This window comes from Desulfosoma sp., assembly GCF_052743555.1.
This window is the reverse complement of record NZ_JBRAHS010000011.1, coordinates 85,295-104,144: the sequence shown is the minus strand read 5'-3', so window position 1 is coordinate 104,144 and position 18,850 is coordinate 85,295. Positions and strand designations below refer to the sequence as shown.

Below are 18,850 nucleotides of genomic sequence, written 5' to 3'. Positions count from 1 at the left end.
ACACCTTATGACCAGACCTTACCAAAGACCACCAGCTCTCCTGGTTTTGGAAGATGGCACCGTGTTTCGAGGTCGAGTGTTCGCTTGCGCCCACCAACAACGTGTCCTGGGCGAAGTGGTCTTCAACACGGCCATGACCGGCTATCAGGAGGTCCTCACGGATCCTTCCTACAAAGGGCAGATGGTCACCATGACCTACCCCTTGATCGGCACGTACGGCATCAATGACGAGGATATGGAATCGGCGCGCGTTCAAGTGGAAGCCTTTCTCGTCAAGGAATATCAGGATTTACCTAGTAACTGGCGCAGCCGACGGTCCCTGGCCGAGTTTCTCGAATCCCAGGGGGTCATGGGTGTGGAGGGGATCGACACGCGCCGGCTGACCCGCCATATTCGTCTGGTAGGCGCCATGCGCGGTATCATCGCCACGGACACGGACAATTTCGGCGAACTCTTGGATCAGGTGAGGGCCTTTCCCGGTCTTGTTGGCGTGGATATGGTGCGCAAGGTCACCTGTGCCGCACCTTATCGATGGGAAAACGGACCTCAGCCCGATGTGGTCTGGAAGGAAGACCATTGCGGATTTCGTGTGGCGGCGTTGGATTTCGGTGTCAAATACAACATCTTACGACACCTCGAGCAATGCGGATGCCAGGTGTTGGTCTTTCCGGCACATACTCCCGCTGAAAAGATCCTAGCCACGGAACCCGACGGCATTTTTCTTTCCAACGGCCCCGGCGATCCGGCGGCCGTTACCTACGGCATCGACACCGTCCGTAAGCTCCTGGGACACAAACCCGTTTTCGGCATCTGCCTTGGCCATCAGCTCATGGGCTTGGCCCTGGGGGGGCGCACCTTCAAGCTCAAGTTTGGTCATCGGGGCACCAACCAGCCGGTCAAAGACCTGCGCACGGGTCGTGTGGAAGTGACAAGCCAAAACCACGGATTCTGCGTAGATCTGGAGTCCTTGAGCCATATGCCGCTCCGGCCGACTCATTTCCATCTGAACGACAACACTTTAGAGGGCATGGAACACCTGGAAATTCCGGCTTTCAGCGTCCAGTTTCATCCGGAAGCCGCACCCGGCCCTCACGACGCCACTTACCTCTTTGACCGCTTCGTCGATTTGATGCGCCGCAACAAAGGCGACTCCACACCCGATGTGCCTTGAGACCGTCATTTCTGCCCCTGCGATGCCACGGAGTTTCCCCTTATGCCCAGAAGGACAGACATCCACAAGATTCTCCTTATCGGCTCCGGCCCCATCGTCATCAGCCAGGCCTGTGAATTCGACTATTCGGGCACCCAGGCCTGTAAGGCCTTAAGAGAAGAAGGCTATCAGGTGGTGCTCATCAACAGCAATCCTGCCACCATCATGACCGATCCCGACATGGCCGACCGCACTTACATTGAACCCATCACGCCGGAATCCGTGGCCAAGATCATCGAAAAGGAACGCCCCGACGCCCTGCTGCCCACGTTGGGTGGCCAAACAGCGCTCAACACGGTGGTGCGCGTGGCGGAAATGGGTGTGTTGGAACGGTTCGGCGTACAAATGATCGGCGCCCGCGTGGATGTCATCAAGAAAGCCGAAGACCGGCAGCTTTTCCGGGACGCCATGACCCGCATCGGGCTTCGGGTTCCTCGAAGCGGCATCGCGTATTCGGAAAAGGATGTGCTGAAGATCGCGGAGGCCATCGGGTTTCCCATGATTGTCCGCCCGGCTTTCACTCTGGGGGGTACCGGCGGCGGCGTCGCCTATAACCGCGAAGAGCTTGTGGATCTGGCACGGGCTGGTTTGGATGCCAGCCTCATTCACCAGGTCATGCTGGAGGAGTCAGTACTGGGGTGGAAGGAATTTGAACTGGAGCTCATGCGCGATCACATGGACAACGTGGTCGTCATCTGTTCCATCGAAAACATGGATCCCATGGGCGTGCACACGGGCGATTCCATCACGGTGGCTCCTGCACAGACCCTCACGGACCGCGAATACCAGAAAATGCGCGACGCCGCCATTGCCATTCTTCGAGAGATCGGAGTGGAGACCGGGGGATCCAACGTGCAATTCGCCATCCATCCCAAGAGTGGAGAGATGGTGGTCATTGAAATGAACCCTCGTGTTTCGCGATCTTCCGCCCTTGCTTCCAAAGCTACCGGCTTTCCTATCGCCAAGATTGCCGCCAAGCTCGCCGTAGGCTATTCCCTGGATGAACTGGCCAACGATATCACACGAGAGACCAAGGCATCCTTTGAACCCACCATCGATTATGTCGTGATGAAAATTCCTCGGTTCACCTTTGAAAAATTTCCGGAAACCGAGGACATTCTGACCACGTCCATGAAATCCGTCGGGGAAACCATGGCGATCGGTCGAACATTCAAGGAAGCTTTGCAAAAGGCCGTGCGGTCCTTGGAAATTGGCCGGTACGGTTTTTCCTACCCCTCGGCCGAACGCTATCCCGAGCGGCGGGAGGCCCTGATGCAGGCCTTGCGGCGCCCCAATTCACGGCGGCTTTTTCAGATCGCAGAAGCCTTTCACCTGGGCTTTTCCGTGGCCGAAGTGCAGGCACTCACAGCCATAGATCCTTGGTTTCTGGAACACATTCGAGAGATCGTGGAAATGGAAGACCCTCAGCACTTGAAGTCCCTCACAACCCATGCGGAAGGTATGCGCCTCGTCAAGAGCTGGGGCTTTTCCGACCGACGCCTCGCCGAACTTCTGGAATCCGACGAAGAGTCCATTCGGACGCTTCGCCAAAACCTAGGGGTTCGCCCCGTCTACAAGCTTGTGGATACCTGCGCCGCCGAATTTGAAGCTTACACGCCGTATTTTTATTCCACGTACGAGGAAGAAGACGAATCAAGGCCCTCATCGCGGAACAAGGTCGTGATTCTAGGCGGGGGCCCCAACCGCATCGGCCAGGGTATTGAATTCGACTACTGCTGTGTGCACGCCGCCTTTGCCCTCAGGGAACTGGGCATCGAATCCATCATGGTCAATTCCAACCCAGAAACCGTCTCCACGGACTACGACACCTCAGACAAACTCTATTTTGAACCTCTGACACGCGAAGACGTGCTGCACATCGTGGAAAAGGAAAAACCGCAGGGGATTATCGTGCAATTCGGGGGTCAGACCCCGCTGAACCTCGCCGGCGCTTTGCAGCGAGCGGGGGTTCCCATTGTGGGAACATCGCCGGACGCCATCGATCTCGCCGAAGACCGCAAGCGTTTTCAACACCTGTTGCACAGCCTTGGACTGAAGCAGCCGGAAAACGCCACGGCCCTTACGGCTCGTGAGGCGGCGGAAGTTGCGCGTCGAATCGGTTACCCGGTGGTGGTGCGCCCTTCCTATGTGCTTGGCGGACGGGCCATGGAAATCGTCTATGACGAGTCCACGTTGTGCCGGTTTGTGGATGTGGCGGCTGCAGTGTCCCCAGGACATCCCATTCTCATCGACAAGTTCCTGGAAGATGCCGTGGAACTGGACGTGGATGCCATTTGCGACGGGGAAACCACATTCATCGGCGGGATCCTGGAACACATCGAACCCGCCGGGATTCATTCGGGAGACAGCGCCTGTGTGCTGCCCCCTGTGCACCTTTCCCGGGATGTGCAGGAAGAGGTCAAGCGCCAAACCCGCCTCTTGGCCCACGGGCTGGGTGTGGTGGGGTTGATGAATGTTCAGTTTGCCATTCAGAAAAATACCATCTATGTGCTGGAAGTGAACCCTCGTGCCTCCCGAACGGTGCCTTTTGTGAGCAAGGCGACAGGGGTGCCTTTGGCCAAAATCGCCACTAAGGTCATGCTGGGCCACAAGCTTCGCGATCTGGGCTTCACTCGGGAAAGGGAACCGCGTCACGTATCGGTGAAAGAATCGGTTTTTCCCTTTTCTCGTTTTCCCGGTGTGGATATTTCTTTAGGCCCTGAAATGAAATCCACCGGTGAAGTCATGGGGATTGACAGGAATTTCGGGTTGGCTTACGCCAAGGCGCAGATGGCGGCAGGCTACACACTGCCACTTTCAGGGACCGTGTTCGTGAGTGTGCACGACAAAGACAAAGAGGCCGTGGTGCCTATCGCCCGCGCGTTTCAGCACATGGGCTTTGCCTTGATCGCCACGGCGGGCACGAGCGCCCGTCTCGCGGATCACGGTGTACCGGCCAAACAAGTTCCCAAGCTTTCCGAAGGTCGTCCTCACGTGTTGGACTACATCAAAAACCGCGACGTGCATCTTGTGATCAATACGAGCTTTGGACCAAAAACTTATTCCGATGCTTACCGGATTCGACGCGCCACCGTTTCTTACAACCTTCCCTACGCCACCACCGTGGCTGCAGCTCAGGCCATGGTTGACGCTGTGGCGGCATTGCGCCAGGGCGATTGGCAAGTGCGGGCGATTCAGGATTACTTGGAAGAAATGGCATCGCCGAGCGCATGATCCATGTGCCCGACACAGGGTCATCGGAAGGACAACAGACTCATGAATCTGCAATCGTCACCTTTTTTCACCCGTCAGCGTCAACCGAGCCGGCGGGAAGAATGTGGGGTCTTCGGCGTCTTCGGCCATGAGGAAGCCGCTAAGTTGGCTTATTTCGGCCTGTATGCATTGCAGCATCGAGGCCAAGAAAGCGCCGGCATCACCACTTCCGATGGCTGCCACATCTATCAATTCAAGCACATGGGGTTGGTTTCCGAAGTCTTCAAGGAAGACACGCTCAAGGGTCTTAAAGGTCACCTGGCCATCGGCCATGTGCGCTATTCCACCACAGGATCTTCACGGTTGGCCAACGCACAACCCTTTGTGGTGTTTCACAAGAACGAATACTACGGCATCGCCCATAACGGCAATCTGGTCAATGCGGCGCGATTGCGGCGCGACTTGGAGCGGGAGGGAACCATTTTTCAGTCCACCATGGACACGGAAGTCATTGTGCACTTGATGGCTCGAGGGCTGCGCTACGGGCTGGAAGAGGCCTTGAGCGAGGCCTTGGCCAAGGTGGAAGGGGCCTATTCTCTGGTCCTTTGCACCCGCAATACGCTTGTCGGAGCGCGGGATCCTCGAGGCTTTCGCCCTCTGTGTCTCGGACAATTGAACGGCAGCTATGTGCTATCGTCAGAAACCTGCGCCCTAGACCTCATCGAAGCCACCTACATTCGGGATGTGGAACCCGGAGAAATCGTCATCATTGATCGTCACGGGCTGCGATCCCTCAAACCCTTTGCCCCGGTTCGCAGTGCCTACTGCATCTTTGAATTCATCTATTTTGCACGGCCCGACAGCACCATTTTCGGCCAAAACGTTTACAGCTGCCGCAAGCGCCTGGGGCATCTCATGGCCCAGGAAAACCCCATCGAGGCGGATTTTGTGATGCCCTTTCCCGACTCCGGCACCTACGCCGCCTTGGGTTATTCCGAGGAATCGGGCATTCCTCTGGAAATGGGTGTCATTCGCAACCATTATGTGGGCCGAACCTTCATTCAACCGTCCCAGACCATGCGCGATTTCGGCGTCCGCATCAAGCTCAACCCGGTTCGGGAAATTCTTCGCGGCAAGCGGGTCATCATCGTGGAAGATTCCATCATTCGCGGCACCACGACGCGCACCCGCATCAAGACCCTTCGTGAAGCCGGCGCTCAAGAAGTGCACATGGTGGTGAGCTGCCCGCCGCACCGGCACCCCTGTCCCTACGGTATCGATTTTTCCACTAAGGGAGAGCTCATTGCCGCCCAACACAATGTGGATGAAATTCAGGCCTTCATCGGGTTGGATTCCCTGAGCTACCTCTCCCTGGAAGGGCTTCTCAAGGGAGCCGGCGCGTCCTTGGAGGATCATCCGTACTGCCTGGCGTGTTTCACGGGGGAGTATCCCGTCGTGTTTCAGGATGAGGTGCGAAAGGACTGCTTTGAATAAAGAAGTGTCACGCACAGTGAAGTCGCGTCCTCGAACGTCGTCATCGAAGGAAGGTCAAGGGCCTTCGAGCGCTCGAGAGCTGGTGCGAATTGCCAAGGAAGTTCTGCACATCGAAGCGGAAGGGCTTTTGACCCTTAAAGAACATGTGGATGAGCGCTTCGCTCGAGCGGTGGAATGGATCTATGCGTCGTCCGGGCGGGTGATCGTGACCGGCGTGGGCAAATCCGGCATCGTGGGCCGAAAGATTGTGGCCACCTTGAGCAGCACTGGAACACCGGCCCTTTTTCTGCACCCTGTGGAGGCCATGCACGGGGATCTTGGTATGGTGCGTTCCGAGGACATTGTGCTCGCCCTTTCCAACAGCGGGGAAACGGACGAGATCAATTTTATTCTGCCCAGCCTGCGCGCCATCGGCACCAAAATCGTCGCCTTTACAGGCAATCTGGAGTCGACACTGGCCCGCCACTGCGATTTGGCCATCTTTACGGGAGTGCCTCGGGAAGCCTGCCCGTTCGGGTTGGCCCCCACGGCCAGTTCCACAGCCATGCTGGCCATGGGAGACGCCTTGGCGGTGGCTTTGATTAAAAAGCGAAACTTTTCGGTGCTGGATTTTCGGCGCTATCATCCCGGAGGTCAATTGGGTCATAGGCTGCAAAGTCATGTGATGGAGGTCATGCGCCGAGGAGACGCCGTTCCCATGGTCACGCCGGAGTGTTTGTTGACGGAAGCTGTGCGCGTCATGTCGGAAAAAGGCCTCGGGGCCACCCTGGTGGTGGACCGGGATCACAAACTCACAGGAATTGTTACAGACGGCGATCTTCGAAGGGCCTTGGAACGGTTTGTCTCGGTGGCGGATGTGCGCGTCCATCAGATCATGACGGCCAACCCCAAGGCGCTGAAGCCTGACCGAAAGGTGGGGGAAGCCATCGAAATTATGGAAAAACACCTGGTCACGGTCCTTCCCGTCGTCGATGCTTCCCAACGAATCGTGGGGATCTTGCATCTTCACGATCTGCTGGGAAAAGGCCAGATCCGTTTTGCACTATAGGATGCCGTGATGACGCCATCACGTCTGCGAGGACTTTGGTGCCGGCTCTACATTCCCGATGACCTGAAGGCTATGGATTGGCCGGCGTTGGTCACGGCCACGGCCCCCTTTGTGGACGGTTGGGTGATTGATCCACCGTTTTGGAGGCTTTCCGAAAGGGGCGCGCACCTGACGGCTCGCGATCTGACATCCATTCCGGAACTAATCCCTCGACTTCCTGATGATCAGCCGGTGGCCGTGCGCATCACGGGAAAAGATCGTACGGAAACCTTTGACAATGTGCACCAGCTCGAACAAGCCTTGGAAAAGGACAGCCATTTTTCGCATCTTCTGTGGCTGGATACACCTCTTGTCTACCACAGCAATCGAGGACTTCCCGATCTGTACCAACAACTGGCCGTGCTGACCCACCGTGGCTTCGTCCTGGAAAACGAACCTGACCGCGTTCGGCCCATCAAGACCTGGGGCAGGCACGTCAATGTGCGCACCAGCGTGTTAAAGCGTCTCGCCGCCAATACCCGCATCGTGGGCCTCATTCATCATGGATCGTTCAAACGGATGTTTACCTACGCCAAAGCCGTGGTCAAGCGACCGGACTTCGGCCTTATGGACGGCGAAGAACGCCCCTTTTTGAAATATCCCAGCACCACAGGCCTCGTGTCCATCACAGCCAACGTGGTGCCTCGGCTGTGGAAAAAACTGATGGATCGAAAGAGCATCGGTGCCCGCGCGCAGGACCTTCACGGCTCCATGGCCGTGATGCAGAGGCTTCTGAAACTCCTGGACGCCATGGACCCCGAACCGCTGCGCGCCGTGCCCTGGGCGCTTCACCGCCTGGGGTTTCTTCATGCGGCGCCGCCCCTACCCGACGATCGCTCGCAGCGGCTTGCTCAATGCCTTGAAGGTGCAGGGGACTGATGTACGGGCAGATCCTTTCTTTTATTGTGGCGCTCGCCCTCTTCTCCCTTCACGAACCGGGCAATGAAACCCTGCGCCCTCCCGTCAAGACCCTTTCCTTGACCCTCGCCGTCTTTGCCGCCTTTTTCCTGCTGTGCGGGTTGCTTTTTCGGCGTGTGGAGGTGTCGTTGAAACGAGGCGCCGGGCTGGCAAAGGTTTCCGCGCGTTACCATAGGCTGCACAGCCACTTGACCGTCCTGGCTCTGGGCTTTCTCGCGGTGCACGTGTTCGTGTTGAACATTGAAGACTTCTTTCAATGGATACCCGGCTTTTCCCGCTCCTCAACCCTGTCCGGCCTGGTCGGGCTGGCCTTGTATTTTGCGCATCTGGCAGCGATCTGGTTTTGGGCCTACCCCCTGCACCGGCGCCTGAGCGGTGCCACGGCCGGACGACGTGCATACCTTCGAGGTCAGTTCGCCTTTTACACGGCCCTTCTTTTGCCGTGGTTTTTCATCGCCCTTCTTATGGATGCTCTGCAGTGGGTACCCTTGCCCCCTTTTTTTGCTTCGGAACTGGGACACATCCTTTTTTTCGGTGCCGTCTTCGCCCTTTTTCTATGCCTGGCTCCGCCTGTCATTGTGCGGCTGTGGCGTTGCCCGTCGGTACCTTCATCCCCTTTGCGAGACCGATTGGAAGCCTTTTGCCGATCGCACAATTTCCACTTTGGCGACTTTCTGTTGTGGCCTCTGCACGGAGGCAATCACCTTTCCGCCGCCGTGCTCGGCATTCTACCCCGGTTTCGCTATATTCTCATCACTCCAGGACTGCTGCACCTGTTGACGGAGCAGGAACTGCAAGCCGTCGTCGCCCATGAAATGGGTCACGTGAAACGGTTTCATGCGCTGTTCTATCTGTCTCTGTTTCTGGCCTACGCGGCCGCCTCCTACGCCCTGCACGACATCATCCTTCTCATGATTCTTCGAGAAAAATGGGCTCTGCGTTGGGCGCTTTCCCAAGACACTTTTTACCGAAACCTTTTCAGCCTGCTTTACAGTCTTCCGGTTTTGGCCTTGCTCGTGCTCTACTTTCGTTATCTTTTCGGATTCTTTATGCGCAATTGCGAACGGCAGGCCGACCTTTTCGCTCTGAAAACCTTGGGGGATCCCTATCCTTTGGTGTCTTCATTGAAAAAGATCGCCATACACAGCGGCCACACAGAAGATGTTCCCAGCTGGCATCACTACAGTATTCGAGAACGCGTGGTCACGCTGCTCGCGGCAGCGGAAAACCCCGGACGCATCGCCGACCACAATCGCAAACTGTGGCGATCCGCCGCTTTGTTCTTTGTCGGCCTCGCTGTTTTCCTTCACGGGACCATTCAGTTGCGCCACTGCGAGAAGGCTCAGGCATGGCGCCAGGAAATCCAGCTGCACATACTGGAAGCCGAGCTGCAGCTGGACGAAAAAAAGCCGGAACTTTACATGGCTTACAGCGCCTTACTCTTACAGCAGCAGCGCTATCACTTTGCCCGATTGATCCTGGAAAAAGGCTTGAGTCTCGCCCCCGATCACCCCGGTATTCTCAACAACCTGGCCTGGCTGTATGCCACGGCGCCTCCGCCCTACCGCGATCCGGTCAGAGCTCTGGCGCTGGCCAGGCAAGCCGCCGCCAAGCTGCCGGATCCTTTCGTTCTGGATACTTTGGCCGAGGCCTATTATGTCAATGGTCGCTACGCCGAGGCTTTGGAGGCGATTCGGCAGGCCATCGCACAGAAACCCAAATCCTGGAACTACTTCCTGGAACAGGAAAAGAAGTTTAAGGACGCTCTGGAAAAGGCCATGCCACAATGAACAGGCATGGCGCCAAAAGGCCCTTTGCGGGCGCCCCCCCTTCCCGAAAAGGGGGCGCCTTCGGGCTCTTAGAAGCGACTTACAATGGTGATCAGGTGCGCCACTTCGGAGAAGGGGGCATTGAGATTGGCTCGATGGTTGGCCAGAAACCCGTCCAAGTCTCCATCCAAAACAATCCACGGATCCATCTGCTCGGCGCGGTGCAGTTCATGAAGGATTTCATCCATAATGTCGACGGCATCCAAGGTGACCAGCTGTTCGTAAAACCCCACGCGGCACACCTTCAGGATTTCATACATCACATGGCCGACCCCTTTGGCGTAGTAAAAGTAATCGTCCACGGCGAACCAGCTTACCGGGCGCCCATCGGGATACCGGTCGATGATGAGGCTTTTATTCACATTGCCCAGCAGGTCGCCGTAAGTCTTCAGGAGGGATAACAGGTTGTCCACACGGTAATAAAAGCTGCGTCGACCGGTTTTGAGTTTCTCCAGGAATTTCTTGAGGTGTTCCACAGCCTCACCGTAAGATGTCTCCGCCGAAGGAAACCAAAAGAGTGTGGCTTTGTTCATGAAAAGATTTAAAGCATCTTCCAAATCGCGATCATAGGTGTCCGCCTCGCCCATGCGGGTGAGGCTGTCTTTGAGGCGCAGTGTCGTAAACCGCATGGCTTCCAGAACACCCAGTTGGTAGTTGTTGATGTTGTCGGTGAAGCGGCCCAGGATCAAGTCGTTGGGACGCCACCCCAGAAAACGGCCCTTCAGTTCGTGTTCTATGAGTCCGATCATGGTTTCCACAAAAGTGACGCCGGGTGTCGGCGAGATCTGCGGCAGCACCACACGGTGCTCTTCATGCTTTTCTTCCTCGGCATGTCCCGGCAAAGCCGGCGGGTGAAGCTCCACCTTGGGTTCGGGCGTGGCGGGTTTCTCTTCGGGTTTAAATTCCTGGGCATGGGGCGTGGCAGGTTGCGCCGGCGCGGAAGGGGCCGGTTTCACTTCCAGGGAAGGAGCAGCCGAAGGCTGCTGGTGCCCTTCCGGCAAAGGAGCTTGAGCCGGCCTCTGTTGCGAGTGAGGGGCGGGACTCGCCTTGACGGATGGCTCCATGGACGGGGCTGGTGAAACCCCTTCCAAAGTGTGCTTTTGCAGGGCAAAAGCCTCTGCGGCCAAGAAAACCACCAGGCCGGCCAAGAAAAGGCCAAGGGCCAGAGGTCCCACCCCTTTTCCTGTCGCACGGGGCGAAGCAGCGAAAGGCATCTGCACGCATCGGCTCATGATCTGCTCCTTTTTTCCCAGAAGGCGGCTAGCGCTCACCGTAGTACGTGGCACATGAATCCTTGGACTCCCATGCGGACACACTGTACACTCGCCGGTGCGGGCCGTCCACGACGGCCGACAGGGTTTCAAAGAGAAACCGGGCGATCAGTTCCGATGAAGGGTTTTTGTGCCGAAAATACGCCAGATCGTTCAGGTACTGATGGTCCAACTCCTGCAAAACCTTTCGCAACGCGTCCTTGACTTCACCGAAGTCCATGAGCACACCGCTGTCTTCCAAGCGGTCTCCTCGCACTGTCACTTCCACTTTCCAATTGTGGCCATGAAGGTTCTCACAACGCCCTCGAAAATTCCGCAGGTTATGCGCTGCGGCAAAATCCGCCGTCACCTTGACTTCATACATGGACACTCTGTTCCTCCCCATCTTTTTCACGCCGCCCCGCACACCCCTTCGGCGCCTTCACGTCAGATCCTATTGGCCTTCAAGCGCTTGGCCATTAAACTCAAGACCCTCTTCTTTGTCAATCGCCAGAACAGACGCCAGGCCTCAAGGCGCAACGCCTTTTTGACTATTGACAGCGTGGGTCGAATTCTTTAGAAAGGGCCGGAAAATGGCGGTGTAGCTCAGTCGGTCAGAGCATGCGGCTCATATCCGCAGTGTCCGGGGTTCGAAGCCCTGCACCGCCACCATTCTGAAAAAACGGGGACCGCAAGGAAGACAGCGGTCCTTTTTTTGTATTGAAATCCGGGGGATGTTCCTGTAATGAATCGGGAACGAAGCGAAAGATCGGGTCTTTGGTCCTCCTGCGCTCGAGGTTCTCGAGCCACCCTGATCCACGTCGAAGGAAAGGACGAAACATGACCTTGACCAAAGCACAGATCGTGGACAACCTTTTTGCCGAAAACATTTTCACCAAAGCCGAATCCGCCCAAATTGTGGAAACACTTTTTGAAATCATCAAACAGACCCTGGAAGACGGGGAAGACGTGCTTATCAGCGGCTTTGGGAAATTCAGCGTCAAGCAAAAGAATCAGCGTCGTGGACGCAATCCGCAAACCGGCGATCCCATCCAATTGCCGCCGCGCCGCGTGGTGACTTTCAAATGTTCAGGAGTGCTGCGCGACCGCATCAACCATGGTGGGTGAGTCGCATGCAACATTTCGTCCTTCCATGAGGGCCCCTCAGGCCAGCATCGACGTCGGGGAGGCTGGGCGCGCCACATGGGCCCCCACCGGCCCCCTGACCCTCAAGACCGTCGCCGATCATTGGAAAACCCTTCAGGACCTGTGGACGCATGCTGCGCTCCGGCACATGGTAGTGGATGTGTCGGGAGTGGAGGCTGTAGACAGTGCCGGCCTGGTGCTGCTCAAGAGCGTGCGGGAACGGTGTGCTCGAGCCTCCATCGCTTTTGAATTGAAGGGGGTTCCTGAGCGGTTGCACGCCTTTTTCACCTTTGGCGGACTGGATCGCGGGCACGCACAAAAGGTTTCGGCACCAAAGCCTTCGCCGGGCCTTGTGACGCGGCTTGGGGAAGCCGCTCTGAAAACCTGGCAAGGCCTGCGCAACATGGTTTATTTTGTGGGCAACGTCACGGTCGCCTTTTTTCCTTGCTGTCTTCAGCCCAAACGGTTCCGGATCAAGGAAGTTCTCTACTATGTGCAGCGGTCCGGATCGGAAGCCATGCCCATCGTGTTCCTCGTCAGCTTTCTCATGGGCTTGATCATGGCTTTTCAAGCCGCGGTGCAGCTGCGACAATTCGGCGCCAACATCTTTGTGGCGGACCTGGTGAGCCTGGCCCTCACTCGGGAATTGGGCCCTTTGATGACGGCCATCATTCTCGCGGGTCGCTCCGCTGCGGCTTTTGCCGCCGAAATCGGCACCATGAAGGTCAATGAAGAAGTGGATGCACTGACGGTGATGGGGTTCAATGTCACTGAGTATCTCATCATGCCCAAGGTGAACGCCTTGGCCGTTTCCGGTCCTTTACTCACCGTCTTTGCCAATGCATCGGGCATCTTCGGCGGCCTGGTGGTGGGCGCGCTCGGCCTGGACCTCACGCCCGCCAGTTTTCTTGTGGAAGTGGGGCAAATTCTTACCCTCACCGATGTGCTTTCGGGTTTGGCCAAGAGTTTCGTTTTCGCGGTTCTGGTGGCTTTGGTGGGGTGTCTGAGAGGGCTTCAAACGGAGAAATCGCCGGACAGTGTGGGCCGCATGACCACATCAGCCGTAGTCACCTCCATCTTCATGATCATTTTGGCCGATGCGGTCTTTACCGTCCTCTATCATGAGTTCGACATTTAGGAACGTGTTGGAGAACGGAAAGGGTGGATGCGCCCCACACCTGAAGTCATGGCGCGCTGGTCCGCAGTTCCATTGCGTGAGGAAAGCGCGGACACTGAATGCAGTCGTGAAGAGCGTGTATGTGGGTCGGATTTTAGGTATGAGATGTGGGGCATGGAAACGAGCATGTCTTTTGCCTCGGACGCTCCCATTCGCACCGAAGGTCTCACCATAGGCTATGGGGACCATGTGATCCTCAAGGATGTGACCTTTTCCGTCACTTCCGGGGAAATCGTCGCCGTTCTGGGCGGCAGCGGGTGCGGCAAGAGCACGCTGCTCAGGGCCCTGATCGGCCTTCTTGAGCCGCTTCGCGGTTCCGTGTGGATCGCTGGTCGGTGCATCACGGGAGCGGAACGGGACGTGGCCTTGAGAACCGTTCGACGGCATATCGGCGTGTTGTTTCAGTACGGGGCTCTGCTGGGATCCCTCTCCATCGCCGACAACGTGGCCATGCCTCTTGAGGAATTTACCGACCTGCCCCGCCGATTGATTGAAGAGATGGTGCGTTTTAAGTTGGAAACAGTCGGTCTTGGCGACTACGCGCACTTCATGCCCTCTGAATTGAGCGGAGGCATGCGCAAGCGGGCAGCCCTGGCTCGAGCCATGGCGCTGGATCCACAGATTCTCTTTTGCGATGAGCCGTCCGCGGGCCTGGACCCCATCACCGCCGCCGAATTGGATGAACTCCTCATGGAATGCAATCGCGCTCTCGGCATCACCATGGTGGTCATTACGCACGAACTGGCAAGCATTGAAACCATCGCCACGCGGTGCATCATGCTGGATAAGTCCGCTCAGGGTGTCATCGCCGTAGGAACACCGGAGAAGCTGAAAAAAGAAAGCACGGACCCAAGGGTACGCGCTTTCTTTCACCGTCGACCGGATTGGCTGCGTGCGGCGGACGTCGCGCCGACCGTGTCCGGCTGAGGAGGATTTCCGTGGGTCGTCCGCTAAACCCTTTCCGCATCGGGCTCTTTGTGCTCTCGTGTGGCCTTTTGGGCCTCATCGCCGTCCTGTGGCTTGGAGCATCGCATCTGTTTGAAGACACTCGAGTCTACGTGACCTATTTTGCCGAGTCGGTCAAAGGCCTGCAAAAGGATGCCATCGTTAATTACCGAGGCGTCGCCGTCGGCCGTGTCGTATCCATCGGCTTGGGACCCGACGGGCGCCTCATTGAAGTGGTCATGCATCTTCGACCCGACTTCCCCATCGACGAGAGCTTAGCCATCCGCTTACGAGAACAAGGCATCACGGGTCTGCGGTTTCTGGAAATCGACACGGCTCCTGCCAACACACACGAGGTGACACCCAAGCTGGACTTTCAACCGCCGCACCCCGTGATTCGCTCCTACCCTTCGGAAATTCAGGAACTCAAGATGGCCTTGGAAAGCCTTTATGGGAAAATCCTGGCCGTCGATGTGGAAGGCCTTCTGGAACAGTGGAAGCAGGTCGGCGCGGCGGTGTCCCACGTGGCGCGCGGAGAAGATCTTTCAGAAACCCTTAAAAACATTCGTCGGGGCACGGAAGCTTTGGCGCGCCTGGGGCAAAACCTGGAAATCGTTTTGCCGCGAGAGGAACTGGAAACTCTCAAAACGCACGTGCGCCGCGGCGTGGAAGACTTCTCCAAGACCGCTTCTTACCTCGAAAAAGCCACCGCATCTCAAGATCTTCAAACAAGCCTGAAGAACCTGGATGAAGGCCTGGCTTCTGCCACTCAAGCCGCGCGCACCATTGCCGCTCTGTTTCAAGAAACCCACGTGGCCATGACCCAGTGGAAAGACCAAACCCAGGAAAGCTTGATCCTTCTGAACCAAAACCTCTATGCGCTGAAAAACCTCTTGGAGCAGCTCACCGCCACCGTGCGCGCTCTACGGGAAGAGCCTCAAAAAATCCTTTTCTCCGGACGCCTTCAAGACCCTTTGGAGAAACAAAAGCCATGAAAACGAGACTCTCGCTGGGCATTGTCGTCATGATGGCCATCAGTGCTGCAGGATGCACTGCTCTTTTTCCCAAGACGGCCCCTCCCGTCTATTTTCAGATTCAGGCGCCCGATGCATCGGCATGGGCTTGTGCCGAACGAAAGGTCGAACCGTTGCGCGTTTGGCCCCTGGATGGCGCCGCTCCTTATGATCGCAACGAATTGGTTCTGGTGACGGCTCCTCACACGGTGCAGCTCTCATCGCGATATCGCTGGATCAGCACCCCGGGAGATATGCTGGGGCAGATCATCGTGGAAACGGCATCTCAACTGCGCGCCTTCTCCATCGTCAATGTTCCCGGCAGTCCGGGCTTGATACCGGAACTGCACCTGGGCGGCCGCATCCGTGAATTGGCTTTTCATCTTTCCCAAGCCCAGGCCCAAGCCGTCCTGGACGTGCGGATCATCGTGTGGCGGGAAGCCAAACCCAAGAAGCTTGTTTTTCAAAAAACCTATCGCGTGACCGAAGCCGTTTCTGCCGACGCCTCACCGGAAGAACTTACCGAGGCCATGAACCGTGCGGCGGCCCAATGGATTCAAGAACTCATGAACGATTTATGCCAGGCGTCTCTGGACACCGCTTCTTAGGCCGGCTTGAAAACCTTGCCATTTGGAGGGAACGGCTCTTGTCGGTCCGCACATGAGCGGGCGGCCGAAAGCTTCAGAAGCGCGTTTTCTGCAACGCCGCTTTTTTTCCATCCCTGCTCATTCGTTCAGGCACCGGGTCTCGATTCTTCGAGACACATGTTCCAGAAGTTTTTTCAAGGAACTGTTTTTGCGACCCAGTTCTTGGTCCACTTTCTTGATGGCGTAAATCACCGTGCTGTGGCTTCGGTCAAAGGCTCGGGCAATCCCATTGAGAGACTCTTTGGTGTATTTACGACACAAGTACATGGCCAGCTGGCGGGCTTCCGCAATGCGGCGGCTGCGCGCTTTGGAGCGCAAATCCTGCTCCTGAAGGCCGAAGCTTCGGCACACCGCGCTGGTCACATGGGCAATGTCCAATGTGGGCAGATATTCCAGAATGGTCTGCGTGACCTCCTGAGCCAAGCTCAATGAGATGGGAATGCCTAAAATGCTGCTTTTGGCCATCAGACCCACAAGGCAGCTTTCCAGTTGCCGCACATCGGTAGTGATGCGATCCGCGAGAAACTCCACCACCTCCGCGGGCAAATGCACGTTGTCGTAGGCGGCTTTGCGGCGAACGATTTTCTTGCGCGTTTCAAAATCCGGCCGATCAATGGGTGCGACCAGAAGCCCGCTCAGGCGTGATCGCAATTCGCGGTTGAGCTTGGGAATGTCCTTGGGAGAAGTTTTTCCCGTACAAATGATGCGCCGCCCTCGATCCAGCAGCTCATCCAGGGTGTAGATGAGTTCGTCCTGAATCTTGCGCTTGCCGCTGAAAAATTCCACCTTTTCCAGCAAAAGGATATCGCACCCATCCCGGTACGTCTTCTTGAAGTCTTCGATGCGGTCCCGCCGCAAAGCAGCGACCATCTCGTTGGTGAACTGTTCCGCCGTGACATAGCGCACGCGCATGCTGGGGGCTTCGCGGGTCAGAAGGTTTCCGACGGCGTGGGTGAGATGACTCTTGCCCAGGCCGGGATCAGCCATGAGATACACGGATTGATGATGAAAACCCCTCTGGGCCGCCACGGCCATGCAGGTGGCATAGGCGAAGTGATTGGAATGGCCCACGACGAACTGGTCAAAGGTGAATCGAGGATTGAAAACCGATCGCACAGGTTGGCCGATGTCCAGAAAGGTGAGTTGCCCGTCCGGGCGCTCACGAATCTCTTCTTCTTCCTCTTTGAGCTCGTCATGCGGGACCTGCGAATGGATTTCAAACCGACATTCTTTCAACTGAGGAAACCGCTCCTGGGCCGCTTCCAGAATTTGGCGGGCCAAGTGCGTGCGCAACCATTCCGCGTGGAACTTGCTGCGACATCCTAAGGTAAGGCAATGTCCGTCAAAGCGAACAAACGAAAGGGTCGCCACATAAAAATCGTATTGCCCTTTGGAAAGGCCCTGCTGAAGCCTTTGGCAGACGGCATTCCATTCATTCTGCATGACCTCAGCCTCCCCAAAAACCACTCCATCTTACTCCCTTTGCCCCTGAGCCCGAACCACACTCTTCGGCAGACGGCCCTTGAGCGATGGTGCGCACTCCGAGGGAACGAGGAAAGGTCTTCTATGCATAAAACTCTCCGGAATCGTTTAAGAAATCTCAAGACGGTCAACGCGAGCCTTGCGCCTCGTCGCATGCCTTCATTACCGGTTTCTTGGCGGCGGGTCAAAGTCGGTCTGCCCTCGTCTGGCGTTGTCGAGAGCCGCCTGTGGGCTTTGAAAAATTTTTGGAATGCACAGATGTTAGGCGAGCATCTCATGCAACTGCTGGATTCGGAAAACCTTTGCCCAAGAAGGGTTTTCCTTCGCGATATCGTTCTTCTGGACCCTCAACCTTGTGGGCATGTCCCCCCTCCTGACAAGGAAAACTCGCGCAATCTTTTCCTTTCGCAGGAATTCGCCGATTTTCACCCTCGGTTCCCGCCAATCCCTGGACATCTTGAATCTTTTGCAGCTTATGGTAACCTGGAGCGGTTCACGAGCACGAGAAGGGGAGTGCATTGAAAATCCCGACCATGATCGAATGTTTGCGCATTTTGGAAAGCGTCAACCTGCCCGCCCACATCGTGGCCCACAGCCTTCAAGTGGCCCGATGCGCCGTGACTCTGGCCCGCCATCTCAACAACAACAGCCATCGACTTCACGAGGATTTGGTGTGTGCCGGCAGCTTGCTTCACGACATCGCCAAGGACCTTTCGTTGAAGACCGGAAAAAACCACGCCCATCTCGGCGCAGCCATTTTGGAACAGATGGGCCTCAGTCTTGTGGCTCCCATTGTGCGCGACCACATTTTTTTAAATGAAAGCATGCTTGAGGCTCCTTTTTCTGAATCCGTGGTGGTGAATTATGCCGACAAACGTGTGAAGCACGAAGCCATTGTGCTGTTGGACGAAAGGTTTGAGGACTTGCTGGTCCGTTATGGCACCACACCGGAAAAAAAGGCGCATCTGCAACGCCGCTGGAAAATCTACCGGGCTCTGGAACAAAAGCTCTTCGCCCACACCTCCATCAAACCCGAACATCTGGCACAGGAAGCTGCTCAAGTGTCATGGGCGGTCGGCCATTGTGACGGTTCGCAGTGAAAGGCTCGCATCCGCCGGCGCATGGAATTGTGGAGTTGACGAAAGCCTCCAACCTGGTCCGACCCTGGTGTCAAAGGGTTTTTGTGCTCGGATCGCAGATGTGCGTGGCTACGCTTTCGAGGGGACCACCTTCCCGCCCTCCGCGAATGGTCGGAACGCAAAGACATGGTCCCTCTAGGCGACACGTCCGTGATCCTGCAAGTCGTCAGGAGCCGGTCCCTTCAAGAGAAAAGAACGGTGTCGGACCAATGGACCGCGAGGGCACGGTCCTGCCCGTGTGCGGGGCGTCGTTGCCCCACAAAGGCGCCTCGGACGAGACTTTCGTCTACGGCAATGGCT

15 protein-coding genes and 1 tRNA gene are annotated in these 18,850 nt (G+C 56.7%); 13 read left to right on the top strand and 3 right to left on the bottom strand.

Annotated elements, in window-relative coordinates; all coding sequences use genetic code 11:
* Positions 1-7 precede the first annotated feature (7 nt).
* The 6 genes from carA to ACUVSA_RS08885 all read left to right on the top strand — a co-directional run bounded on the left by carA (position 8) and on the right by ACUVSA_RS08885 (position 9,712).
* On the top strand, positions 8-1,171 hold the full coding sequence (carA, locus tag ACUVSA_RS08910) for a glutamine-hydrolyzing carbamoyl-phosphate synthase small subunit (RefSeq protein WP_445894541.1): 1,164 nt from the start codon (positions 8-10) through the stop codon (positions 1,169-1,171).
* Between the two features lie 42 nt (positions 1,172-1,213).
* Positions 1,214-4,444 carry a carbamoyl-phosphate synthase large subunit gene (carB, locus tag ACUVSA_RS08905; protein ID WP_445894540.1) on the top strand — a complete coding sequence of 1,077 codons (3,231 nt, stop codon included), beginning with the start codon at positions 1,214-1,216 and terminating at the stop codon, positions 4,442-4,444.
* Between the two features lie 42 nt (positions 4,445-4,486).
* Positions 4,487-5,917, top strand: a complete 1,431-nt coding sequence (gene purF, locus ACUVSA_RS08900; RefSeq protein WP_445894539.1) for an amidophosphoribosyltransferase — start codon at positions 4,487-4,489, stop codon at positions 5,915-5,917.
* Positions 5,918-5,999: 82 nt separating this feature from the next.
* The gene (locus tag ACUVSA_RS08895; RefSeq protein WP_445894538.1) at positions 6,000-6,965 is read left to right on the top strand and encodes a KpsF/GutQ family sugar-phosphate isomerase; all 966 of its coding nucleotides are present in this window, start codon (positions 6,000-6,002) and stop codon (positions 6,963-6,965) included.
* A 9-nt stretch (positions 6,966-6,974) separates the two neighbouring features.
* Positions 6,975-7,883, top strand: a complete 909-nt coding sequence (locus ACUVSA_RS08890; protein WP_445894537.1) for a dihydrodipicolinate synthase family protein — start codon at positions 6,975-6,977, stop codon at positions 7,881-7,883.
* Positions 7,883-9,712: a M48 family metalloprotease gene (locus tag ACUVSA_RS08885; protein WP_445894536.1), complete on the top strand. Its 1,830-nt coding sequence runs from the start codon at positions 7,883-7,885 to the stop codon at positions 9,710-9,712. The genes ACUVSA_RS08890 and ACUVSA_RS08885 overlap by 1 nt, the downstream gene beginning before the upstream one ends.
* A 68-nt stretch (positions 9,713-9,780) precedes the next feature.
* On the opposite strand, the gene ACUVSA_RS08880 is transcribed toward ACUVSA_RS08885, so the two are convergent.
* On the bottom strand, positions 9,781-10,983 hold the full coding sequence (locus tag ACUVSA_RS08880) for a DUF2333 family protein (RefSeq protein WP_445894535.1): 1,203 nt from the start codon (positions 10,981-10,983) through the stop codon (positions 9,781-9,783).
* Positions 10,984-11,011: 28 nt separating this feature from the next.
* A complete protein-coding gene (gene queD, locus ACUVSA_RS08875) occupies positions 11,012-11,386 on the bottom strand; it encodes a 6-carboxytetrahydropterin synthase QueD (protein WP_445892615.1) in 375 nt (124 codons plus the stop codon).
* A gap of 210 nt (positions 11,387-11,596) precedes the next feature.
* Between queD and ACUVSA_RS08870 the strand changes: the two genes are divergently transcribed.
* From ACUVSA_RS08870 to ACUVSA_RS08845, 6 genes are all read left to right on the top strand, one after another.
* A tRNA-Met gene (locus ACUVSA_RS08870) sits at positions 11,597-11,673 on the top strand.
* A gap of 168 nt (positions 11,674-11,841) precedes the next feature.
* Positions 11,842-12,129, top strand: coding sequence for an integration host factor subunit alpha (locus ACUVSA_RS08865; protein WP_445892616.1), 288 nt, complete (start codon positions 11,842-11,844; stop codon positions 12,127-12,129).
* A gap of 25 nt (positions 12,130-12,154) precedes the next feature.
* Positions 12,155-13,285, top strand: coding sequence for an ABC transporter permease (locus ACUVSA_RS08860; RefSeq protein WP_445894534.1), 1,131 nt, complete (start codon positions 12,155-12,157; stop codon positions 13,283-13,285).
* 165 nt (positions 13,286-13,450) lie between these two features.
* Positions 13,451-14,251 (top strand): ABC transporter ATP-binding protein, encoded by an 801-nt coding sequence (locus tag ACUVSA_RS08855; RefSeq protein ID WP_445894533.1) that lies wholly within the window; start codon positions 13,451-13,453, stop codon positions 14,249-14,251.
* 11 nt (positions 14,252-14,262) lie between these two features.
* A complete protein-coding gene (locus tag ACUVSA_RS08850) occupies positions 14,263-15,264 on the top strand; it encodes an MlaD family protein (RefSeq protein ID WP_445894532.1) in 1,002 nt (333 codons plus the stop codon).
* Positions 15,261-15,890, top strand: a complete 630-nt coding sequence (locus ACUVSA_RS08845) for an ABC-type transport auxiliary lipoprotein family protein (protein WP_445892620.1) — start codon at positions 15,261-15,263, stop codon at positions 15,888-15,890. The genes ACUVSA_RS08850 and ACUVSA_RS08845 overlap by 4 nt, the downstream gene beginning before the upstream one ends.
* 117 nt (positions 15,891-16,007) lie before the next feature.
* On the opposite strand, the gene dnaA is transcribed toward ACUVSA_RS08845, so the two are convergent.
* A complete protein-coding gene (dnaA, locus tag ACUVSA_RS08840) occupies positions 16,008-17,372 on the bottom strand; it encodes a chromosomal replication initiator protein DnaA (RefSeq protein ID WP_445894531.1) in 1,365 nt (454 codons plus the stop codon).
* Between the two features lie 572 nt (positions 17,373-17,944).
* Between dnaA and ACUVSA_RS08835 the strand changes: the two genes are divergently transcribed.
* Positions 17,945-18,511, top strand: a complete 567-nt coding sequence (locus ACUVSA_RS08835) for an HD domain-containing protein (RefSeq protein ID WP_445894530.1) — start codon at positions 17,945-17,947, stop codon at positions 18,509-18,511.
* The last annotated feature ends 339 nt before the right edge of the window (positions 18,512-18,850 follow it).